18 protein-coding genes are annotated in these 24,048 nt (G+C 46.0%); 7 read left to right on the top strand and 11 right to left on the bottom strand.

Features of this window, described 5'->3' with window-relative positions:
• Positions 1-47: 47 nt before the first annotated feature.
• The gene (gene zapE, locus H9L11_RS09000) at positions 48-1,151 is read right to left on the bottom strand and encodes a cell division protein ZapE (protein ID WP_205390708.1); all 1,104 of its coding nucleotides are present in this window, start codon (positions 1,149-1,151) and stop codon (positions 48-50) included.
• 195 nt (positions 1,152-1,346) lie between these two features.
• Here zapE and zapG point away from each other — a divergent pair, with 195 nt between their 5' ends.
• The 3 genes from zapG (at position 1,347) to degS (ending at position 4,613) form a co-directional block, all read left to right on the top strand.
• Positions 1,347-1,790, top strand: coding sequence for a Z-ring associated protein ZapG (gene zapG, locus H9L11_RS08995; RefSeq protein WP_005379861.1), 444 nt, complete (start codon positions 1,347-1,349; stop codon positions 1,788-1,790).
• 200 nt (positions 1,791-1,990) lie between these two features.
• Positions 1,991-3,358 (top strand): Do family serine endopeptidase, encoded by a 1,368-nt coding sequence (locus H9L11_RS08990; protein ID WP_025768400.1) that lies wholly within the window; start codon positions 1,991-1,993, stop codon positions 3,356-3,358.
• 190 nt (positions 3,359-3,548) lie between these two features.
• Positions 3,549-4,613 carry an outer membrane-stress sensor serine endopeptidase DegS gene (gene degS / locus H9L11_RS08985; RefSeq protein WP_017633606.1) on the top strand — a complete coding sequence of 355 codons (1,065 nt, stop codon included), beginning with the start codon at positions 3,549-3,551 and terminating at the stop codon, positions 4,611-4,613.
• Between the two features lie 37 nt (positions 4,614-4,650).
• On the opposite strand, the gene parC is transcribed toward degS, so the two are convergent.
• From parC to nudF, 6 genes are all read right to left on the bottom strand, one after another.
• Positions 4,651-6,936, bottom strand: coding sequence for a DNA topoisomerase IV subunit A (gene parC / locus H9L11_RS08980; RefSeq protein WP_017633605.1), 2,286 nt, complete (start codon positions 6,934-6,936; stop codon positions 4,651-4,653).
• 3 nt (positions 6,937-6,939) lie between these two features.
• Positions 6,940-8,820, bottom strand: coding sequence for a DNA topoisomerase IV subunit B (gene parE / locus H9L11_RS08975; protein WP_005387417.1), 1,881 nt, complete (start codon positions 8,818-8,820; stop codon positions 6,940-6,942).
• A 249-nt stretch (positions 8,821-9,069) separates the two neighbouring features.
• Positions 9,070-9,654 carry an esterase YqiA gene (gene yqiA / locus H9L11_RS08970; protein ID WP_033906085.1) on the bottom strand — a complete coding sequence of 195 codons (585 nt, stop codon included), beginning with the start codon at positions 9,652-9,654 and terminating at the stop codon, positions 9,070-9,072.
• Between the two features lie 47 nt (positions 9,655-9,701).
• Positions 9,702-10,508, bottom strand: a complete 807-nt coding sequence (gene cpdA, locus H9L11_RS08965) for a 3',5'-cyclic-AMP phosphodiesterase (RefSeq protein WP_005387419.1) — start codon at positions 10,506-10,508, stop codon at positions 9,702-9,704.
• A 61-nt stretch (positions 10,509-10,569) separates the two neighbouring features.
• Complete coding sequence (locus tag H9L11_RS08960; RefSeq protein ID WP_017633603.1) at positions 10,570-11,013, bottom strand: DUF1249 family protein; 444 nt, start codon at positions 11,011-11,013, stop codon at positions 10,570-10,572.
• Complete coding sequence (gene nudF / locus H9L11_RS08955; protein ID WP_205390707.1) at positions 11,013-11,663, bottom strand: ADP-ribose diphosphatase; 651 nt, start codon at positions 11,661-11,663, stop codon at positions 11,013-11,015. Before nudF ends, H9L11_RS08960 begins: the two co-directional genes overlap by 1 nt.
• Positions 11,664-11,892: 229 nt before the next feature.
• On the opposite strand from nudF, the gene tolC reads away from it, so the two are divergent.
• Positions 11,893-13,257 (top strand): outer membrane channel protein TolC, encoded by a 1,365-nt coding sequence (tolC, locus tag H9L11_RS08950; RefSeq protein ID WP_017820248.1) that lies wholly within the window; start codon positions 11,893-11,895, stop codon positions 13,255-13,257.
• Positions 13,258-13,434: 177 nt separating this feature from the next.
• On the opposite strand, the gene hldE is transcribed toward tolC, so the two are convergent.
• The 3 genes from hldE to H9L11_RS08935 form a co-directional block, all read right to left on the bottom strand.
• On the bottom strand, positions 13,435-14,865 hold the full coding sequence (gene hldE / locus H9L11_RS08945) for a bifunctional D-glycero-beta-D-manno-heptose-7-phosphate kinase/D-glycero-beta-D-manno-heptose 1-phosphate adenylyltransferase HldE (RefSeq protein ID WP_017820249.1): 1,431 nt from the start codon (positions 14,863-14,865) through the stop codon (positions 13,435-13,437).
• Between the two features lie 67 nt (positions 14,866-14,932).
• A complete protein-coding gene (gene glnE, locus H9L11_RS08940; protein WP_149192029.1) occupies positions 14,933-17,776 on the bottom strand; it encodes a bifunctional [glutamate--ammonia ligase]-adenylyl-L-tyrosine phosphorylase/[glutamate--ammonia-ligase] adenylyltransferase in 2,844 nt (947 codons plus the stop codon).
• Between the two features lie 113 nt (positions 17,777-17,889).
• Complete coding sequence (locus H9L11_RS08935; protein ID WP_005379890.1) at positions 17,890-19,146, bottom strand: methyl-accepting chemotaxis protein; 1,257 nt, start codon at positions 19,144-19,146, stop codon at positions 17,890-17,892.
• A gap of 105 nt (positions 19,147-19,251) precedes the next feature.
• Here H9L11_RS08935 and H9L11_RS08930 point away from each other — a divergent pair, with 105 nt between their 5' ends.
• Positions 19,252-20,025 (top strand): potassium channel family protein, encoded by a 774-nt coding sequence (locus H9L11_RS08930; RefSeq protein ID WP_005387432.1) that lies wholly within the window; start codon positions 19,252-19,254, stop codon positions 20,023-20,025.
• Between the two features lie 41 nt (positions 20,026-20,066).
• Here H9L11_RS08930 and H9L11_RS08925 read toward each other — a convergent pair whose 3' ends face one another.
• Positions 20,067-21,599: an inorganic triphosphatase gene (locus H9L11_RS08925; protein WP_005379894.1), complete on the bottom strand. Its 1,533-nt coding sequence runs from the start codon at positions 21,597-21,599 to the stop codon at positions 20,067-20,069.
• A 212-nt stretch (positions 21,600-21,811) separates the two neighbouring features.
• Between H9L11_RS08925 and H9L11_RS08920 the strand changes: the two genes are divergently transcribed.
• A complete protein-coding gene (locus H9L11_RS08920; protein ID WP_005379896.1) occupies positions 21,812-22,492 on the top strand; it encodes a TIGR00153 family protein in 681 nt (226 codons plus the stop codon).
• A gap of 131 nt (positions 22,493-22,623) precedes the next feature.
• Positions 22,624-23,883 (top strand): inorganic phosphate transporter, encoded by a 1,260-nt coding sequence (locus H9L11_RS08915; RefSeq protein ID WP_017820251.1) that lies wholly within the window; start codon positions 22,624-22,626, stop codon positions 23,881-23,883.
• Positions 23,884-24,048 lie beyond the last annotated feature (165 nt).

Genomic DNA, 24,048 nt, shown 5'->3' with positions numbered 1-24,048 from the left:
CGCCAAATCACTAATTTTTTCTTCACTTTTTTAAGAACCCATTGGATCTAGGCCAAATGTTCACGCGCGAGATACTCATGACTTTGCATCTCAGTAAGCCGAGACAAACAGCGCTTAAATTCGAACTCTAACTGCCCATCAGTATATAAGTCGGCCATTGGCACTTCAGCAGAAATAATCAACTTAACATTGCGCTCGTAAAACTCATCGACCAGCGCGATAAAGCGTCTCGCCGCATCATCGATTTTTCGGTTCATTTGTTGAACATCTGCCAGTAATACCGTGTGGTAAATACGAGACAATTCAATGTAGTCATTTTGACTGCGAGCAGTTTGACACAACTGAGCAAACGACGCATGCAGCACCCCGTCGCTTGCTTCAATCACCGCTAGTTGACGGTGGTTAACTTCGATTTGATGAGCAACAAACTGACGCTCTCCAGTCAGCTGCTGATAATATTTGTTAAGGTTTATGCTAGCCTGCTCATCAAGCGGGTAATGGTATATTTCAGCCTGTTCTAACGTTCTTAAGCGATAATCAACGCCACTATCGACATTCAACACTTCACAACGCGCCAAAATCATATCGATCGCGGGCAAAAAGCGCGCTCTTTGCAAACCGTTACGATATAAGTTCTGCGGCTCAATGTTTGAAGTCGCGACTAGGATCATCTGCCGCTTGAACATTTCTTGAAGTAGCGTTGCAAGGATCATCGCATCAGTAATGTCGGAAACAAAAAATTCATCAAAGCAAACCACATCGGCTTCTTCTTTAAATTTATCCGCCACTTTTGATAGCGGATTTTCGACATCACCTAACAGCTTCAACTCATCATGTACTCGATACATAAATCGATGGAAGTGGACGCGCATTTTTCTTTGGGTCGGTAAAGCATCAAAAAATGCATCCATAAGGTAGGTTTTACCGCGACCTACGCCCCCCCAAAAGTAAAGGCCTTTTGGTGTTTCAGGCTTGTCGATTTTTTTCCCCATTAGCTTTTGCCATTTGGAAAGCTGAGGCACAGGCGCTGACTGAAATTCAACGATAGCATGGTAAAGCTTGTCTAATGCAACGACCGCTTGATACTGAGCTTCATCACGCTGAAATCCGTGTTCTGCTATGTCTTTTTGATATTGTTGTAGTGGTGTCATCGTATTAAGTCGTATAGAGGTATAGAGAAAAGGGTTACCTCGGGGTCAACTTTGAGAATAGAGAGAAGTAGTTATCAGTCCCCGAAGACATACTGCTATTTTTCTTTATCGGCTGTTCAAGCCATAGTAACATGGACGAGCACCGCGTGTAACTAAGTAGTAAAAGACTTGTTAAAACAACTATAAGGAGCAGTTATGCCTTGGATTTATGCCATTGTGGGTTTGCTGGTCGGTACAATCGTAGGCGTAGTCATTAGTAGACTAACCACCCCTGAATACAAGAAACAAAAGTCTGTGCAGAAAGAACTTGAAGCGGCCAAGTTTGAATTAGAGCAACAACGTCAAGAGCTCGTCGATCATTTTGCACAAACCGCAGAAATGTTGGACACCCTAGGTAAAGATTACACCAAGCTATACCAACATATGGCCAAGACCTCTTCTGAGCTTTTGCCAAACTTACCAGAACAAGACAACCCGTTTGATAAGAAAACGGCAATGTCGTCTGAAACCATTGCAGAAGATCAACCAGAGTTTAACGAACAACCAAAAGACTACGCTAATGGCGCCACCGGTCTTTTGAAGGATCAAGAGAAAGAAATCATTAATGCTCCCGAAGCGGTAACCGCAAAAGCATCATAATCCTCTCTTACTTCCATCGAGGGCCGATACAATTGTCTAGGCCCTTTTTTGAACTTTTTCACCTCACCTTCGCTCTAACTTGGATGTGCACTGCCTCCCCTTTTGATTGTCCGAACTAGACCCTATATTAGTTATTAACAAAGTGAACTAACCGTTCGGATATTTCTTTTTGGCAGACATGTTTCAAGAGGAGTTATTGGATGAAAAAACCACTGCTTGCGCTCACCGTTCTATCTCTGAGTTTGGGTTCGATTATTGCCCCAGTTCAAGCCACTGCCGCATTACCTTTGAATGTGGATGGCCAACAGTTACCTAGCTTGGCACCAATGCTTGAGAAGGTGACCCCAGCTGTTGTGAGTATTGCTGTAGAAGGTAAACAAGTACAAACCAGCCGCATTCCCGAGCAATTTCAATTTTTCTTTGGCCCAGACTTTCCTATGGAACAAAGGCGAGAGCGCCCGTTCAGAGGTTTAGGGTCTGGTGTCATTATTGATGCGAAGAAAGGCCATATTGTCACTAACTACCACGTGATCAAGGGGGCAGATGAGATTCGAGTTCGCCTCTTTGACGGGCGCGAGTATGACGCTACGCTCGTTGGCGGTGATGAAATGGCCGATGTTGCGTTACTTAAATTAGAGAAAGCGAAAAACTTAACGCAGATTAAAGTCGCGGATTCCGACAAACTGCGTGTCGGTGACTTTACGGTTGCGATTGGTAACCCATTTGGACTCGGTCAAACTGTGACTTCGGGTATTGTTTCAGCCCTTGGTCGTAGTGGCTTAAACGTTGAAAACTTCGAAAACTTCATCCAAACCGATGCCGCAATTAACAGCGGTAACTCAGGTGGTGCATTGGTCAACCTTAATGGTGAGCTGATCGGTATTAATACTGCGATTTTAGGCCCTAACGGCGGTAATGTGGGTATTGGCTTTGCGATTCCATCAAACATGATGAAAAACCTCACTGATCAAATTCTAGAGTTTGGTGAAGTCAAACGCGGCATGTTGGGTGTGCAAGGTGGCGAAGTAACCTCTGAGCTAGCTGATGCATTGGGTTACGAGTCAAGTAAAGGGGCCTTTATTGGTCAAGTCGTACCGGACAGCGCAGCCGATAAAGCAGGGTTAAAAGCCGGTGACGTAATTGTATCGGTGAACGGCAAAGCGATTAATACTTTCTCAGAGCTCCGCGCAAAAGTGGCAACACTGGGCGCAGGTAAAGAAATCACATTAGGTGTGGTTCGAGATGGTAAGAATAAAACCTTTGATGTAACGCTTGGCGAATCTACGAATATGAAAGCTAAAGCGGAGACATTACATGAGGGACTCAAAGGTGCGGAGTTAAGCAATACAACACCAAGTGATGTAATCCAAGGTGTTAAAGTATCGAGCGTTGCAGATAACTCTCCAGCGGCTCAATATCAATTACAACAAGGTGACATTATTATCGGTGTGAACCGTCAACGAGTGAAAAACCTTGCCGAGCTTCGTACAATCGTAGAGAAACACAAAGGTGTACTGGCTCTTAATATTCAACGTGGTGAACGTACTATTTATCTTGTCATTCGTTAACCACTTTCAAAGTGATAGGAAATAAGGTTTTCGATGCATAGTACTGAGTGATAAGGCTCGATCACTTTTCCTTATCGCTCAATAACTAATGAAAAGGGCAGCGCGATGACGTGCTGCCCTTTTGTTATTTTTCAATGTAATGCTATTCTTCATCTTCGATGCCATTTTGGCGCTCACGCATGGAGAGGATATGCTCAGCTTTTTATTACGTTCTGTCTTTTTAGGCTTGGCTACTGCCGCAGTGGTATTACTGGCGGTTCCATCTTTGCGCAACAACGTAATTCCTGCCGCGCTTGATCCTCAACCTGTTAATATCGCATCAGTCGAATTGACGTTTAATCAAGCGGTCCGAAGAGCAGCGCCTGCAGTGGTAAACATCTACAGCCGTAAGTATGTTGAGAATGATCGCAGTAAACTCTCGACTCAAGGTCTGGGGTCAGGTGTCATTGTTAGTGAGAAAGGCTACATCATTACTAACTATCATGTGGTTGCTCAAGCTGATCAAATTGTTGTGGCATTACAAGACGGCAGAGCCGCAGCGGCTCAGCTCGTAGGGACAGATAAACGTACTGATATAGCCGTGCTGCGTGTCGAAGGTTCGAATTTGCCCGTAATCCCTCTGAACTCTAATTACAAACCACAAGTGGGCGATGTAGTACTAGCCATCGGTAACCCATACAACCTTGGACAAACCACAACGTTCGGCATTATTTCTGCCACAGGTCGTTCATCTATTAGCGACGGTCGTCAAGCATTCATTCAAACCGATGCCGCCATCAATGAAGGTAACTCTGGTGGAGCCCTAGTGAACACACAAGGCGAGCTCGTCGGCATTAACACCGCCTCTTTTCAGCAAGCGACAGACTTAGAAACTTACGGTATTTCTTTTGCGATCCCTGCGCCGCTAGCGAGTAAGATCATGCAGAAAATCATCGCTGATGGCCGCGTGATTCGTGGTTATATTGGAATCGACGGCCAAGACATTAATGCGGTCACTGCTCGCCTACTTGGAAATGAACACATAGGTGGTATTGTCGTACTTGGTATTGATCCAAATGGTCCAGCCAATGCGGCAGGCTTCCAAAAGCAGGACATCATTATCAGTATTGATGGCAATAAAGTGCAAGGGCGTCAGAGTGTTATGGATATCGTCACCGATTTACGTCCTGGCACCACCGTGGACGTCGGTATCATTCGCAAAGGAAAAGAGATGACCTTGAAAGTCACCATTGCCGAAGACAAGCAAGAAGCATAAAAAATCCCAGCCATTGGCTGGGATTTTTATTTGTGCGTTACTCGCTATCGCTCGGTGTTTCCGTCGTATCGGAATCATCTAGCTCAACTTCAATGCGAGTGACTCGCTGCAAACCTCTCGGTAGTAGCCCGCCTCGGCGACCACGTTCGCCACGGAAGTTATCAAGGTCAGACGGTTTAAGACCCAACTTTCGCTTACCCGCGTACAGCGTTAACGATGCACCTTTTGGTAAAGACATTAAGTGAGATAGTACTTCTTCTCGCTCTTTTGCTTTAGCAGCAGGAATGTTGATGATCTTATTCCCTTTACCTTTCGCCAGTTGTGGCAAGTCTTTGATTGGGAACAGCAGCATGCGACCTTGGTTAGTGATTGCTAAGATTTCATCAGAGTCTAAATCTTCAATCTCTTTTGGCGTCATGATCTCAGAGTTGGCAGGTAAAGTGACGAGCGCTTTACCACTGCGGTTTTTAGACAGCAAGTCCGCGCCTTTACATACAAAGCCGTAACCTGCATCTGAGCCCACCAGCCACAGCTGATCTTCTTCACTCATGATGACTTGGCGAATACTGCTACCAGCCGTAATATTCAAGCGACCGGTAATCGGCTCACCTTGACTACGAGCAGAAGGCAGTGAGTGCGATTCCAGAGAGTAACTTCGACCGTCACTACCTAGGAATACCGCAGGCTGATTACTCTTACCTCGAGCATGCGCTAAATACTTATCACCCGACTTATAGTTTAAGCCTTCGGCATCCACGTCATGGCCTTTCGCGTGACGAATCCAACCTTTCTCAGAAAGCACAACCGTGATTGGCTCACTTGGTACGAGGTCACGTTCAGTCAGCGCTTTTGCTTCTGCACGCTCAACCATTGGAGAGCGACGGTCATCACCGTATTTCTCTGCGTCTGCTTTGATTTCTTTTTTCAGTAGTGTATTCAGACGACGCTCAGAACCGAGTAGCTGTTCTAGCTTCTCACGCTCTTTCTCTAGCTCGTCTTGCTCACCACGGATCTTCATCTCTTCTAGTTTTGCTAGATGACGAAGTTTGGTATCTAAAATTGCATCCGCTTGGATATCGGTAATACCAAAGCGTTCCATCAGCACCGCTTTTGGATCGTCTTCAGTACGGATGATCTCAATCACTTCATCTAGGTTGAGGTAAGCAACTAACAAACCTTCCAAGATGTGTAGACGAGCCATTACTTTGTCTAGGCGGTGTTGTAGACGACGACGCACAGTCGTACGACGAAACTCGATCCACTCAGACAGAATTTGCACCAGACCTTTAACTTGAGGACGGTTATCCAAACCAATCATGTTCAAGTTAACGCGGTAACTGCGCTCAAGATCCGTTGATGCGAACAAGTGGTTCATCAACAAGTCACAATCGACGCGGTTTGACTTAGGCACCACAACGATACGCGTTGGGTTCTCGTGATCCGATTCGTCACGAAGATCGTCAACCATTGGCAGCTTCTTCGCACGCATCTGGTTAGCGATTTGCTCAAGCAGTTTGGCACCCGATACTTGGTGAGGCAAAGAAGTGATAACAATATCAGAACCTTCTTTATGCCAAACCGCGCGCATTTTGATGCTGCCACGACCGTTGCGGTAAATCTTCTCGATATCCGCTTGCGGCGAGATAATTTCTGCTTCTGTTGGGTAATCTGGACCTTTGACATACTGCATCACGTCCGGCAGTTCTGCTTTCGGGTTGTCGATCAAATGAATAGTCGCATCTGCGATTTCACGAACGTTGTGCGGTGGGATGTCTGTTGCCATACCAACGGCAATGCCGGTTACACCGTTAAGCAGGATGTGAGGCAGACGTGCTGGCAACATTTGTGGCTCTTTCATTGTGCCATCAAAGTTAGGTTGCCATTCAACCGTACCCTGGCCAAGTTCGCCAAGCAATACTTCAGCAAACTTAGACAGTTTTGCTTCGGTATAACGCATTGCCGCAAATGATTTCGGATCATCTGGCGCACCCCAGTTACCTTGACCATCCACTAATGGATAGCGGTAAGAGAATGGCTGAGCCATCAATACCATCGCTTCGTAACACGCTGAATCACCGTGCGGATGGTATTTACCTAGCACGTCACCAACGGTACGTGCAGATTTTTTGTATTTTGCTGATGCAGAGAGACCAAGCTCTGACATCGCATAAATGATGCGTCGTTGAACCGGCTTTAAGCCATCACCAATGTATGGCAAGGCGCGGTCCATGATTACGTACATCGAGTAGTTCAGATAAGCGTCTTCAGTGAACTTGCGCATTGGCAATTGTTCGACGCCATCGTAGGTAATTTCTGTAGACATCCGTTACACCTCTGCCAAGTCGCCGTTGTTTTGTAGCCAAGAACGACGGTCATCTGCACGCTTTTTACCTAGCAGCATGTCCATCATTTCCATGGTCGCCGTAGAGTCGTCAATGGTTAACTGCACTAAGCGACGCGTGTTCGGATCCATGGTGGTTTCACGCAACTGAAGTGGGTTCATCTCACCCAGACCTTTGAATCGTTGCACGTTGATTTTGGCTTTCTTCTTCGACAAGCGCTCTAAAATGCCATCTTTTTCATCGTCATCGAGGGCGTAGAACACTTCTTTCCCGCAGTCGATTCGATACAGAGGCGGCATTGCCACATAGATATGACCCGCTTCCACTAGTGCGCGGAAGTGGCGAGTAAATAGAGCACAAAGCAGCGTTGCGATGTGAAGACCATCCGAGTCCGCATCGGCAAGGATACAGATCTTACCGTAACGAAGACTCTCGAGGTTGTCGCTATCTGGGTCAATACCCAAAGCAACAGAGATATCGTGTACTTCTTGAGACGCAAGAACTTGATCGGCAGAGACTTCCCACGTGTTCAAGATCTTACCACGCAGTGGCATCACAGCTTGGAATTCACGGTCACGTGCCTGTTTTGCCGAGCCACCCGCAGAGTCACCCTCCACAAAGAAGATTTCAGTGCGACTTAAGTCCTGTGCTGAACAGTCGGTCAACTTGCCTGGCAGAGCCGGGCCGGACGCCACTTTCTTACGTACGACTTTTTTCGCCGCTCGCATACGACGGTGCGCGTTAGCGATACAGACTTCTGCCAATTGCTCTGCGAGCTGAGGCTTTTCGTTCAACCAAAGACTGAACGCATCTTTTACAACGCCAGAGACAAATGCCGCGGTTTGACGAGAAGAGAGACGTTCCTTGGTCTGGCCTGCAAATTGTGGATCTTGAATTTTAACCGACAGCACGTAAGAACAGCGGTCGAAAACGTCATCACCCGTTAGCTTCACACCACGAGGTAATAGATTACGGAACTCACAGAATTCGCGCATCGCTTCCAACAAGCCTTGGCGTAAACCATTAACGTGCGTACCACCTTGAGCGGTTGGGATCAGGTTAACGTAGCTTTCGGTGATCATCTCACCGCCTTCTGGCTGCCAAATTACCGCCCAGTTTGCCGCTTCAGTATCCGCCAAGAACTCACCAGTAAATGGTTCTTCAGGAATAACTGGATAGCCTTTTACACCTTCCGCAAGATAGTCTTTAAGACCGTCTTCGTAGTACCACTTATAGTCTTTGCCATTAACTTTGTCGGTTAATGTGATTTCTAAGCCCGGACACAAAACCGCTTTTGCGCGCAGGTTGTTGACTAAGCGCGTCACAGAGAAGTTAGCCGAATCGAAGTACTTCGCATCAGGCCAGAAATGCACGCTGGTACCGCGATTGCGACGACCACATGTGCCAGTTACGGTCAGATCAGACACTTTCTCGCCGTGTTCAAATGCAATTTCATACACTTGACCATCACGACGAACTGTTACTTCAACGCGTTTTGACAACGCGTTTACTACAGATATACCTACCCCGTGCAAACCACCAGAGAATTGGTAGTTTTTGTTAGAGAACTTACCACCCGCATGTAGCTTACATAGAATTAGCTCTACGCCTGATACTTTCTCTTCTGGGTGAATATCAACAGGCATGCCTCGACCATCATCGATCACTTCGAGTGATTGGTCAGCATGTAGGATGACTTGTACTTTTGAGGCATGTCCGGCTAGCGCTTCATCGACACTGTTGTCGATAACTTCTTGGCCCAAATGGTTTGGGCGCGCTGTATCCGTATACATCCCTGGTCGGCGACGTACTGGCTCTAAGCCATTCAGTACTTCAATGGCACCAGCATTATATTGTTCAGTCATAATACGGAATTATTCTCAAAGTTTACTTGTTGCCTGAGTATCACCAATGGGCGTACCCATACTCAGGAAACGAAAAAGCCACCCTGTTCACATCACTAAGAGTTTGTAAACATGATGCATAACAAAGTAGCCAGGGTCCTCGACCCTTAAGATCTTTTGGCAAAACATAGTCGGAAAGCATACCGCCCATGTCAAGAAACGGTTGGATATATCAATAAAAACTATGAGCCTTTTCCAATCGCTTTCGAATTACAGTTCTAGAAACTCGATAATCTGTGCAGGATAACGCTCAAAGCCTACAAAACTGTGATCACCGCCTTGTTCTACTGTTTGCTTAGCGTCTGCAAACTTATCTACCGCTTGTCGATAGTCTAAAACCTCATCTTCTGTTTGTTGCAATAACCAAAAAGAATGTGGCGACGCGATGCTTTGTACATCAAGAGCTTTTAACTCGTCAATATGACAAGCTTCAAGTGTATAGGTTTCATTCGTATATGGGTTAGTTTGCTTACCCAAATAATCTACTAGCAACTCATAAGGCTTGACTGCGGGGTTAACCACTACCGCTTTAAACCCAAACTTGTCATTTAGCCACGTTGACATAAAACCGCCTAATGAGCTGCCCACTAGACCAATTTTATAGTCATCTTTATATTGCTCGATAATATCCAACAACATTTTCGCCGCTTGCTGAGGATAACAAGGTAACTGGGGAACAATCACCTTGATATCAGACCTATGTTGCTCGCAGTAGGCTCTCATCACATTCGCTTTCATGGAGAGTGGAGAGCTATTAAAGCCATGAATATAGAGAAGAAGTGAAGGTTTACTCATAGATATCTCGCACAAAAAAGCGAGCCCGAACAGAGAGCTCGGGCGCGTTAGTAGCCGTTAGAAGAGAAGTCTGGTTGGAACTGGCCATCAGGAAGCCGACCTACTTGGGTCGTAATATCGCCACAAGCGTGTAGTTGCAGCTCCCGCCAACCAGGCGAAGTGGTATCAAGGGCAAAATCATCCGAGTTAGGCTTAAACTGAACACAAGTTGAGGGTGTTGCCATCACTCGAATGCCCTTGTGAAGCACATTCATATCTTGATGAACATGACCACAGAGAATGCCTTTCACGTTATCAAAACGCTCGACAACCTGCCAAAACGCTTCGGCATCTTTTAAAGTATGTTGATCAAGCCACGCGCTTCCCACCAGTAACGGGTGATGATGCAACAAAACAAGTGTGTGTCTTTCTGGGTGTTCGGCTAGCTTTTCTTCGAGTAGCGTTAATTGCTGATCACTCAAGCGCCCATGAGGAACGCCAACAACTTGCGAGTCTAAAAGAATTAACTGCCAATGCTCGCCAAGCAACACATGCTCTGCGGCTTTGATTTGTGGCGAAGGCAAAACACTGCCCATATTAGGCTTGTAATCATGATTACCAGGTAGCCAAAAGCAGTCTTTCTCTAGCGGTTCAATGCCGTTGGCAAAGCGCTGATAAGATTCTGCACTATGGTCTTGGGAAATATCGCCCGTCGCCAAGATGTAATCAAACGCCACGTTGCGGCGTAAAACATCAGCAACAACAGCATTAAAGCTATCGACTGTTTTTACGCTTAGCAAACTTCCCTCATCGGCAGCAAACAGATGAGTATCCGTAATTTGTAAAAGTTTGATGCTGTCACTAGATGATTGCAAAATGAAAACCTGATTCGTCCACTATATCGTTATTTGTTATTTTCCTTTAGTGACGTGACGATCAATTGAAGGCAAGTGGTGTTCTACTGATACCACTTCGTAAACAAAACGTCAGCCATTCACCGAGGAATGTGTTTAATTGATGCTTTTCATCTTTCTGCATCAGTTGGTCATTGGGATAATCATACTTAGCTTTTATGCGAGAGAACTCTCCGCTTGAGCATACTTCGGCTACTCTCGCATCATGATAAAGCCTGACAGACATCGTCGGTAAAGGAAACACTGGCGTTTCATCACTCTGACATATCTCAACAACTGTGGTGTATTTTGTGATTTCATTCACGGTCAATTGGTAAACCATGTTCGCCGCTTGGTAGCAACGTACATCCCCAACTTCGGCAGAAGCAGGCAATAAGGCGTTCAACTTAGCGTAGTTGGTCTCATAGGTTCTCATAAGACCAGCTAAATCAACATGATATTGTTGTTTTTCAGCCAATTGTGCCATTACTCACTCTCCACCGTTTGGGATTGTCCCCATTCTGACTTTAACTCTTGATGGTGTAATTGAAGCCATTGCAACGCAATAATCGACGCACCATTTTCAAATTTTCCGTCCTTCACCCATTGATACGCCGTTTCACGACTCATGACATGAACTCGGATATCTTCATTCTCATAGTCTAAACCATGAATGCCGTGCGCTTTAGACGCATCCACCTCACCAACAAAGACGTCTAGCTTTTCCGAGCAACCACCAGCCGAAGGATAATAAGAAGTGACAGGTATAACGCGCCCCACCTGAATCCCCGCTTCTTCGACAGCCTCTCGACGAATTACGGCTTCAGCAGATTCATCGCGGTCAATCATACCGGCGACAATTTCTAGCTGCCAAGGGTGTTCATGTTCCAACGCGCCAATACGAATCTGTTCAATGATTACGACCTGGTCCGTCTTTGGATCATAAGGAAGCATCGCTGCTGCGTGACCACGCTCGAACATTTCTCGTTCGACAACTTCACTCCAACCACCAGCAAATAGCCTATGCTGAAAGCGGTATTTCACCATTTTGAAAAAACCTTCAAATAAGGTTTCTTTCGAGATGACTTTTACATCTCGCGAAGTAAAATCTTGTTGTTGTTTGTCACGCTGTTGCATTCAACACCTCTCTGAGTGAATCCTGTAGTTTACTCATTGTTATTCGCTTGCTCAAAGGACTTGGCTCAACTTTTTGTATAATAGTTACAAATTAATTTAAGTCTTTGCTAAAAATTTATTGCACAAGTGGATAATTACGTGTAAAAAAGTGCAAACTTTAGAGTAAATATCGTGCAAATTGAGTTAAACTACTGAGAATTAACCAATCTATGGACCGCGGGAATAGAAAATGAAAAAATTGCTTCCACTATTTATCAGTGCAGCGCTAGGTAGCATGAGTACGTCTGCGTTCGCAGACTCTTTGGCTGAAATCTACGACTTGGCAAAACAAAATGATCCACAATTGCTCAGTGTAGCAGCACAACGTGACCAAGCTTTCGAAGCAATCACCTCAAGCCGTAGTGCTCTATTACCACAAATTAACCTTACTGCGGGTTACAATTTAACTCGTGGTGACAACGATTATAACGATGGCGCTCTGGGCAAATCATCGAATGATCAAGATGCTCTAACTGCTGGGGTAAGTTTCTCACAAACTCTATACAATCGCGCATCTTGGATCTCTCTAGATACTGCTGAGAAAAGCGCTCGCCAAGCAGACGCGACTTACGCAGCGACGCAACAGGCACTGATCCTTCGCGTGTCACAAGCATATTTTGAAGTTCTACGCGCGCAAGATAATCTTGTTTTCGTACGAGCAGAAAAAGCCGCAGTGGGTCGTCAATTAGAGCAAACTAAACAGCGTTTTGAAGTAGGTTTGTCTGCAATCACTGACGTGCATGACGCACAAGCTCAGTACGACCAAGTGCTAGCGGACGAAGTGTTGGCAGAAAACGCGCTAACTAATAGCTACGAGTCACTGCGTGAAATTACAGGCCAAGAGCACAAAGATCTCAACATTTTGGATACTGGCCGCTTCACCGCTAGCCCATCGACCGTACCAGCTGAATCACTCATTGATGAAGCAAAAACCAAAAACCTGACCTTGCTATCTTCACGTATTCTTCAAGACATCGCGCGTGACAATATTTCACTAGCAAGCTCTGGCCACTTACCAACGCTCTCTCTAGATGGTGGTTACAATTACGGAGATTACTCAGGAACGGACAACACATTCAATAGTGGCCTAAACCGCAATGCCAATAGTGACCGTACTAGTGACAACTTCAATATCGGTGTGAACCTTGCTGTACCGCTATATACAGGTGGTAACGTAACCTCTCAAACCAAACAAGCTGAATACGCATACGTGGCAGCAAGCGAAGATCTTGAAGCACAGTACCGTAGCGTAGTCAAAGATGTTCGCGCACAAAACAACAACATTAACGCCTCTATCGGCGCATTACGTGCGTATGAGCAAGCGGTTATTTCTGCACGCTCTGCACTAGAAGCAACAGAAGCTGGCTTTGATGTAGGTACTCGTACTATCGTTGATGTACTGGACGCGACTCGTCGTCTATACGATGCGAACAAAAACCTATCGAACGCTCGTTACGACTACATTTTAAGTGTTCTTCAGCTACGCCAAGCAGTTGGTACGCTAAGCGAACAAGACATCTTAGACGTTGATGCAGGTTTGAAAGCGGCAAAATAACCGCGAATTGAATACTTCAGGTCTTAATAAATAAAAACGCCAGTTGAGTTATCAGCTGGCGTTTTTTATTACTTGTAGTTCAGAGCCTAAAAGTGTCTCTTAGCATCAAGTATCATAAAGGCCGCACTTAGCGACCTTTATGAGCAAATAGCATTTCAATGCTAACAAACAGCAGGCTTAGCCCTTACCGCCTTTGATTGCATTAATGATTTCACTGGTCGAGCAGCCATCTTCAAAGTTCAATACACGAACTTCACCACCCGCCGCAATGACTTCTTTACCACCAGCAATATCTTCTGGTTTGTAGTCACCGCCTTTTACTAGCAAGCTTGGTAGAACTTCTGAGATCAAACGCTGCGGCGTATCTTCACTAAATGGTACAACCCAATCCACAGCGCCCAAACCTGCCAACACCGCCATGCGGCGATCGGTTGGGTTTACCGGACGACCAGGGCCTTTAAGGCGTTTTACTGACTCATCGGTATTTACCGCAACGATTAGGCGATCGCCCAGTTCAGCAGCATGGTTTAAGTAAGACACATGGCCAGCGTGTAGAATATCAAAGCAGCCATTTGTCATAACGACTTTCTCGCCACGAGCACGTGCTTTTTTCACCGCTTCGATCAGTGCTTTTTCTGAAATAACACCGTAATCCGTGTCTTGGCTGCCATGTACCGCTTCAGCTAATTCAATCTCAGAAAGCGTTGACGTGCCTAGTTTACCAACTACAACACCTGCCGCTGCGTTTGCTAGTGCACACGCTTCTTCAAATGATTTGCCTGCGGCAACAGACGCTGCCAATACAGAGATAACCGTGTCGCCCGCACCTGTCACGTCGTACACTTCTTTCGCTTGAGTTGGAAGGTGGAACGGTTCCTGACCACGACGAATCAAGGTCATTCCGTTTTCGCTGCGTGTCACCAAAAGCGCTTCAAATTCAAACTCTTCAACCAAAGCCAGTGCTTTCTCTACTAGCTCTTGGTCAGATTTCACTTTACCTACAACGTCTTCGAACTCTTTCATGTTTGGCGTAAGAAGTGTTGCGCCACGGTAGCGTTCAAAATCCGCACCTTTCGGGTCAATGAAAACCGGAATATTTGCTGCGCGCGCTTTTTGAATGTATGCCTGAACATGCTCTAACGAGCCTTTTGCATAGTCAGACATAATCACGGCTTTAACGTTTGGCAGTGCGGCATCCATTCGAGATAACACTGGCGCAGAATCTGTGTTTTCAAACTTGTCTTCGAAGTCGAGACGAATAAGCTGTTGTCCACGGCTCATTACACGAAGCTTCGTAATCGTTGGGTAATCAGGCAGTGCAACGAAATCGCACTTCACATTGAGTGAGCTCAGCGTCTCCGTCAGCACTTTTGCAGGCTCATCTTCCCCAGTTAGACCAACAATGTGAGCATGGCCACCTAGTGATGCGATGTTCATCGCAACGTTCGCAGCACCACCAGGACGCTCTTCATTGTTTTCTACTTTTACAACAGGAACCGGCGCTTCAGGAGAAATGCGCCCGGTTGGGCCATACCAGTAACGATCTAGCATGACATCACCGATGATGAGCACACCAGCGCTGTTGTAATCAGGTAGAATTGGTTTCATTGTTGGTCTCCAAAAATTAAATCGAAGTGAGTTTATCACAGCCCTTATCGAGGCTAAATATATGGTCTTAACTGAACCACTGATTCCAAGCCTGTTTTACCCACTCCCTTTCGGCAACAAACTTGTCTTCCACCACATCAGCGTCTAAATTGAGTAGATTTCGTCGGTGTATTTCGTTGCGCATTGTCGTGTAAGCACGTATCAACTGCATTGCTTGGTCTTCGTCCATGACATTTTGCGCAATGAGCGTTTCAAAGATGCGCACATTATCACACCAACGCGTCAATTTCGGCTTATCGTGACTATAGTTGAGCACTAGGTACTGAGCGAGAAATTCGATATCGGTAATCCCACCCACATCTTGCTTGAGCATAAAGCGGCCTGGCTTTTTCCCCCCAAGATGACCGCGCATTTTTTCTCTCATTTCGACAACGTCTTTTTTCAGTTCAGCTTGATCGCGTGCTTTGCACAACACATCATGCCGCGTATTGTGAAATGCGATCGCCAGTGGTTCATCACCATAAATCATGCGCGCGCGGACAAGTGCTTGATGCTCCCATGTCCACGCGTCTTGATGTTGATAGTCGTCGAACGCGTCCGTTGGGCTAACCAACAAACCCGATGCACCGGACGGACGCAATCGGGTATCGACCTCGTATAAAATACCGGAAGCGGTGCGAGTGGAGAAAATATGAATGATACGCTGTGCTAAACGAAGGTAGAACTGACGACCATCAATCTCTTTTTTGCCGTCAGTGTAGACATTGACTGGGCAGTCATGCATGAAGACAATATCCAAGTCGGAGTTATAGCCGAGCTCCCACCCTCCGACTTTACCATAGCCAATTACAGCAAAGCCTTTGCCTTCACGATCTTTCACATGCGTTGGCTCGCCATACTTTTCAGATACTTGCAACCAAGCCTGACAGATCACCGCATCCACGATAGCTTCCGCTAAATAAGTTAAATGGTCACTCACTTTCATCACTGGCAATGCGCCAGCAATATCTGCCGCTGCAATACGCAAAATACAAATTTGCTTAAACTGACGCAACGCTTCCATTTGCTGTTCCATATCATCTTCAGGAATACGCGCCAAATAATCACGCAGCTCTGTACGGTAACTGTCTAATGGAATGGGATTGTACAGCTGCGCAGGGTCGATTAACTCATCAAGCAAGATAGGATAACGAGACAGCTGCTCTGAAATCATTGGGCTTGCGGTACACAAACGTACGAGCTGCACCAGAGCCGCTGGATGCTCATCCAATAATTCCAAGTAAGTTGTGCGAGTGCAGATGTTGTGTAGCAAATGAAGTACACGAGATAAACCAAACTGTGCATCAGGATGGGCAAAGACCGCATCAAACACTTTCGGCATCAAACGATTGAGCACTTCGCGTCCACGTGGGCCTAACGTTTTTTTGGCCAGATCGGTTTTAAAGTTGATGATGGTTTTCGCGCATGAAGCAAAGTCTTCAATCTGAATATCCTGCTGCAAGATATGCTCAAGAACGTCTTGTTTGTCGGCCATATCCCATAGCTCATGAAAATGACGAGCAACGGTAGTCCCCTCGTCTTCTTCATCATCACCAATTAGTGATTCAAAAACTTGGTGAACATTTGCCATATGCTGCTGGGTTTGCTCAATTAATTGCTCCCAACAGCTCATTTTCATCGCGGTGGCGAGCTTTAAGCGTTCGGTTTCGCAATCAGGCAGCGTCTGGGTTTGCTTATCCGCCATTGCTTGCAACAAGTTTTCTAATTGACGCAAGTACTTGTATGCGGCTTCTAGATCGCTGACTTCTTGTGGAGTAAGCAATGCCAGCTCTTCAATGCCTTGCAGCGTTTCCAACAGCCCTCGATTACGCAAAGAAGGCTCTCGACCACCTCGAATTAATTGAAAAACTTGAGCGATAAATTCAATTTCTCGGATGCCACCCGCACCTAGCTTAATGTTGTTATTCAACCCTCGGCGGCGAACCTCGCTACTGATCATCGACTTCATTCGTCGCAAAGATTGAATCGCACTGAAATCAATATAACGACGAAAAACAAAAGGGCGCAGCATTTGGCGTAGCTCTTGATACTGCGGGTACATCTCACATCCCATCACCCGAGCTTTGATCATCGCGTAGCGTTCCCAATCTCGCCCCTGTTCTTGGTAATAATCTTCAAGTGCGGCATAGCTCATTACCAAGGGGCCACTTTCTCCAAATGGGCGAAGTCGCATGTCGACGCGGTAGCAAAAACCATCGAAGGTTTGTTGGTCGAGCGCTTTGATGATGCGTTGACCAAGACGAGTAAAGAACTGGGCATTGGCAATGCTTCGGCGTGCGCCTTGGGTTTCGCCATTCTCTGGGTACGTGAAAATTAGATCAATATCGGAAGAAAAGTTTAGCTCGCCACCACCCAGTTTCCCCATGCCGATAATTAACATCGGCTGCACTTCACCGTCCTCACTTGTTGGCGTGCCCCACTCCTGACAACACACTTGATATTGCCATTGATAGGTTTCAAAAATCATCGCTTCTGCCAACTCAGATAAGTGGCTTAAAGACGTCTCTAGAGACCATGCATGCGTGAAATCCTTCCACGCAATGTACACCATTTCTCGGTTGCGAAACTGACGCAATACGCGATGACCAGACATCTCATCAGGACATTGTTCCAACAGTTCAGCAAGGCGTGAGCGGTAAGACTCCTGACGACTTGGCTGCGCTAACATACTTGGCAACTCACGGGCTAGGACTTCATCGCGATGAATGGCTTCAGTTATAAACTGGCTTAAGCCCGCCACATAACGAAATTGCTGCGCAACCTCATCGGGCCAAAGGGGAAAATAACCTGCGTCTTGGGCGTTTTGTACGGCAGATTCAGCGATAGAAATCAGTGGCGAAGGCAGCTGCATTTTTCTTCCTTGTTTGAAAAGCACGGTAACTCATTCTTTATACCAGACTGAAAGCAAATAAAAACGCCCACAAAAGGTTTGTGGGCGTTTTATCAAAAGTTCGGGATCGAATATTAAACTTGGAAAGATTTGATCTTCTTGTCTAGCTCACCTGCATTATTTTGCATCATTTCAGAGGTTTCTAGCAGCTCGGTAACAACAACAACTGAGGCTTCAACCAACTCACGTACATTGGTGAGGTTTTGGCTCATCTCTTCTGCAACACTGCTTTGCTGACCAGACGCCGTCGCGATCTGGAAGTTCATGTCATTGATTTGCGTCACTTGCCCAACAATACCATCGAGCTCAGATCCAGCATTAGAAACCAGCTCGTTTCCATCTGCCGCTTCTACAACGCTTTTTTCCATGAGTTCTACCGCAGATTCAGCACTGGTTTGCAGCTGTGCGATCATCTCTTGAATTTCTACCGTCGCTTGTTGTGTACGTTGGGCAAGGTTACGAACTTCATCTGCAACCACAGCAAAACCCCGCCCAGCCTCGCCAGCTCGCGCCGCTTCAATCGCCGCATTCAGTGCAAGCAGGTTGGTTTGTTCAGAAATGCCTTGAATCGTCCCTACAACGCTACCAATGGCTTCAACACGTTCTTCAACTTGGTTAACCGCTTGTGCCGATGAAGCGATATCCGACGAAAGTTCACTCATTTTCGCCATTGTACTTTGCAAGAACTGCTGACCAGAAATTGCTTGTGCGGAAGCTTGCTCTGTTAGAGAAGATGCCGTCTGGGCATGTTCCGCAACCGTTTGGACCGTCGACGACATTTCACTCATCGCCGTAGCAAGTTGATCAATTTCGTTAAACTCTTCTTGCGCCGATTCCTTCGTTTCCGACATGCTCAGCGTCATGACTTCGGTGAGCGTTGATAATTCATCAGACGCATTAATTTGCATTTGAATCACATCGTGCAATTGTCGACGTGTCTTTTCTAATTCACGTGCCACGTCTCCGTATTCATCTTTACAATCCATACCAAATGGAACAGAGAGGTTCTTGCTCGCCATCAGTTTGATCGCGTCGCTCAGATACTGTGTTTGACGCAACATCACTCTAGCCGCCGCTAATAAGAGCACGACAAAAACCACAATCAATAAGGCGGTTTGCCAAGCAACTTGCGTTAAATATGCTTCATAATGCTGTTGGGCAACTTGCGCGTTTTGTGTCGCCGCTAAAAGTGAGTCGTAAAAAGTGTTTGCGTCCCACAGTTGTTTTGCCACGATCAGGACAGTACTGAAGACCATCAACATGACCATTTTAGGCACCAGTCGAATGTCGGATATGACCCTTTCCCATGGCTTAAATGCCAGCTTTTCCATTGTCAGTTCTCCACCGAGTCTTATATAGTCTTTATCTATAATCTTTATATTACTTATAGTTATGTTCGCGCTTTGCGTGGTTACGCGATTTATTTTGAGCTTCGTATGAAAAACAATGATATCAAAGACAGCACACGACCGATGGGCCTGTTGTCACTAATATTGTCTTTTATGGCACTATTTGTGATCTCTGGCTTGTTGTTTTTCCCGATCGATCACGAAACCCGTCAAGTTCTTATCGGTCTGGATTTCATAATCTGTAGTATTTTTCTACTACAGCTCACCATTGATTTGATCCGGTCCACAGATCGCTGGTTATTCCTTAAACGTCATTGGATAGATTTCGTAGCGAGCATCCCATTGATAGAGCCCCTGCGCTTTGCTCGTATTTTTCATATTATGCGAGTGGTATTAGTACTGCGTTCGTCAAAGTTCATTTTGCATCAGCTCAAAGAAAACCGCCGCGAAACCACGGTCGCCTCTATACTGCTATTGATGGTTATCCTCATAACACTCGGTTCTAGTGCAATGCTGTTTATCGAAGCGAAAAACCCAGAAGCGAATATTCGTACTGGCGCCGATGCTTTGTGGTGGGTATTTGTAACAATCTCAACGGTTGGTTACGGCGATCATTATCCAGTGACCTCCATAGGAAAGTTTTTGGCTGTCATCATCATTGTTTGCGGGGTGGGTATCTTTGGTATGATCTCGGGTCTTATCACCTCTATCCTTACTGCCCCAACGAAACAACAGACGCACAGTTCAATCAATAAAGAACGTATGCTCGAGCAGCTCCTAAGCCAACAAGCGCAAATACTAGAACGACTCGATTTCATGGAAAAAGAGCTACAACAACGTAAAACAGAGACAAAAAAATAGGACCATGCGGTCCTATTTTTTTGTTCTTATCACCAGAACGATCATTCACGCCAATAAGGCTGAACTTCCACACTGATCGCTCGGGTTTGATCCATTGCATGCAAAATTGAGCGCTCTTGACGGTGCAACCAGCGTTCTAACTGCTCTTTTTCTGCGTCTTCCAGCATATCAACCAACGGGAGTAAGTGGTTCAGCATTAGCAGATCATCGATACCATGCACTAGATCCGCCCATGGTAAACGGAAGCTGTTACGCTCATCCGAGTTATACAAACTCGCGAAACCAATACCAGTATAGAGGTTACGCAATAAGCGATAACGCTGATCAACGTACTCTTGCGCCGTCAAATCGCGCTCTGCTGGGAAAGCTTCCATTAGCTCAGCCCAAGTGCGATCGAGCTGAGTAACTGAAAACGGCATGATGTTACTTGCCATTTTTTCACGTGCTTTTTCATCAAGAAATGGCTGCCAACCGCGTGCTAAGATCCAGCGGCTTAGATCCAGCAGTAACCCTGTGTAACGCGCGGAATTGAGCAACCCTAGCACTTCTTCACGGCTTGGCAACTCTTGTAACTGCTGAGTCAGCTCAGATACTAAGAACTTACGCGCATCCAACTTACGCAGCACATTGCCTTTGTCATCTAAGAGCTCTTCAAGGTGTGCATGCTCATCTAACCAACTCAGTTCTTCTTCCAACCATTTAAGCTCTTGGCGCAGAATCGCACTCGCGCGACGAGGGACAATCCCGCCAAAAATAGTCAATGTTTGACGAATGAAACGAATGGCATTACTGATTTCACGCAGTGCTTCCACGCTGTCACGCTCAGCATAAATTTGCTCGTGATAATGCCAATGAGACAAAGCGTGCTCTAAAGAGTTGATCAAGCAAAATTCAACGGTATCCGTCGGACTACTGTCCACAAGTGCCAATGATTTTACTTCATCACCCGCATAACCGCTTGCAAGTCGATAACCTTTCGCCGCTTTGCTCAAGTTACCCAAACGCATACCGCCTTGCTCGCAAAAGCTGCGTGCCAGCGTGAATAAAGCTTCGGTTTGGCCTGACTTAAGTTCCAGTTCAACTTCGCAAATCGGCTCTTGCTTCTCTTCTTCGTCTTCACCTTTGGCTACAACTAAGCCTTGGTCAAAGGCAACTTCAATCTGACTGCCATCGGGCATGCCAATCAGCCATTGTTCACGTGTGAAGTTGGTCGAGAATAATGGCATAAGCTCGGATTGCAGCGTTTCTGCATCTTTACCTGGAGGCCAAATATCTAGAGGATGAAGCGACAGATTAGGCTCGTCGCTAGTGTGCTCAGCATTGTATTCTGGTCTTTGATGTAAGCCTGCGACGACGCGTCCTGCTGTCTTTACGGTTTGGACGAATACATCATCAAAACGGCGAATTCTTAAACCAATGTCGTGCTTTCGAAGCCATTTATCGGCAGTATCAAAATAGGTGTTACCCAAGTCACGACAACTATGCTGAAGTACTTTTGTCTCAGAAATTTTTTCTTTTAAAGTTTCTGAAAATTCAGGAGAAACAAAAAACTTCAGTTCTATTTCGGTTTCCATAGCTATACCTTTCAAAGCAGATAGAAACAGGATATTGCGTAATTTCTCACACGGCAAGAGAGAAATATCGCCGGATTGATGATCTAAAACAGTTTTAATGAGCGATTTAATGCGTTACCATGCGCGCCTTTATAGCCATCGTTCAACATTTCGCCAAGCACTCAGAAATGGTGTATGTTTTTTTAAGGTTATAGTTATTAGGTTGAATGACCATGCCAGTAAATACAATTATGGGGTTATTTGCAAAGTCCCCAATTAAGCCTTTGCAACGCCACGTTGTGTGTGTCAACGAATGTTGTTCACACTTGGTGAAATTCTTTGAAGTATCTTCAAAGGGTGATTGGGAAAAAGCAGCAGAAATCCGTGCACAAATTTCTCACCTAGAGAAAGAAGCGGATGTGCTGAAACGTGAAATCCGTCTAAAACTGCCTCGCGGTTTGTTCATGCCAGTCGACCGTACTGACATGCTTGAGCTTTTGACTCAACAGGACAAACTTGCAAACCTGGCAAAAGACATTGCTGGCCGTGTATATGGTCGTCAACTTGTCATCCCTGAGGCTCTCCAACCAAACTTCCTCGCTTACGTTCAACGTTGTCTTGATGCTGCCGATCAGGCGCAAAAGGTAATCAATGAACTTGATGAATTGCTAGAAACCGGCTTCAAAGGCCGTGAAGTGACGCTCGTCGCTGAAATGATTCATCAATTAGACGTTATCGAAGATGATACCGATGCCATGCAGATTGAACTTCGCCAACAGTTGATGGTGATTGAAGCTGACATGAACCCTATCGATGTCATGTTCCTGTACAAGATTCTTGAATGGGTAGGTGGTATTGCCGACCAAGCGCAGCGCGTAGGTGCTCGTTTGGAAGTCATGCTATCTCGATCTTAAAACATAAAGTTAACGACATAACGAAGAGCATAATTAACACGTGTCATAGGGACGATGACTATTTTCATCGTCTTATGGTTTGGCGCGCGTAAAATTTTGTTCCGCTTGTTATAAAACAACTAGGTATTACGATGGATATCCTTGCGAACTACGGCACTGTCCTGATTATTGTTGCAGCGATTTTTGGTTTCATGATGGCGATTGGTATTGGCGCGAACGACGTTGCTAATGCGATGGGTACATCTGTAGGTTCAAAAGCGCTAACTGTAAAACAAGCTATCATCATTGCGATGATCTTCGAATTTGCAGGTGCTTACCTTGCAGGCGGTGAAGTAACCGACACTATCCGTAAAGGTGTAATCGAAACTTCTTTATTTGCTAGTCAACCAGATGTTCTTGTCTACGGCATGATGTCTGCGCTTTTAGCAGCAGGTACATGGCTGCTTCTTGCTTCTTACATGGGCTGGCCAGTATCAACGACTCACTCAATCATCGGTGCAATCATTGGTTTTGCATGCGTATCAGTAGGTACTGAAGCGGTTGACTGGGGCAGCGTTCAAGGCATTGTTGGTAGCTGGATTATTACGCCAGTGATTTCAGGTTTCTTTGCTTACGTTATCTTTGTCAGCGCACAGCGCCTGATTTTTGATACTGAGAACCCTCTGTTTAACGCGAAACGTTTTGTACCTGTTTACATGTTCATCACAACAATGGTGATTGCACTTGTAACCATCAAAAAAGGTCTAAAACACGTTGGTCTTCACCTGACCAATGGTGAAGCCTGGATGTGGGCAGCAGCAGTTTCAGCACTTGTGATGATTGGCGGCTACGTATACATCCAGAAAAAATTCGCTAATCGCGAAGAGGACCGCAGCTTTTCTGGCGTGGAAGGTATCTTCAGCGTTCTGATGGTTATCACCGCTTGTGCGATGGCATTTGCACACGGTTCAAACGACGTTGCAAACGCCATTGGTCCACTGTCTGCTGTCGTATCGACTGTTGAACACATGGGCGAAATCAGCACGAAAAGCGCCATCGCTTGGTGGATTCTACCTCTTGGTGGTATTGGTATCGTGGTCGGTCTTGCAACACTGGGTCACAAAGTAATGGCAACCGTTGGTACAGGCATCACTGAGCTAACGCCTAGCCGCGGTTTTGCAGCACAGCTAGCAACAGCATGTACGGTAGTTCTAGCGTCTGGTACAGGCCTGCCAATTTCAACCACTCAAACATTGGTTGGTGCGGTTCTCGGTGTTGGCTTTGCTCGTGGTATCGCAGCACTGAACCTAGGCGTAGTTCGTAACATCGTGGCATCATGGATCGTTACACTACCAGCGGGTGCGTTATTGGCCGTAGTATTCTTCTACGGACTTCAAGCGATGTTCGCTTAAGACACTCGTCAATAGAATGTAAGCGCTTTGTCATTATTGACTCAAACGCACAGAAAGGGAGGCTTTGCCTCCCTTCTTTGTTGCACCGAGGTTTGAAACTGCATACTATTCGTCTATTTCCGGCTCCAATCATTCGGTGCCAACGCTGTCTCCAAGAAAAATCGT

The organism is Vibrio sp. sp1, from assembly GCF_016920955.1.
GTDB classification, from domain to species: Bacteria; Pseudomonadota; Gammaproteobacteria; order Enterobacterales; family Vibrionaceae; genus Vibrio; species Vibrio alginolyticus.
Note: the sequence above shows the minus strand (reverse complement) of the source record. Positions and strands in the feature narration are given on the sequence as shown.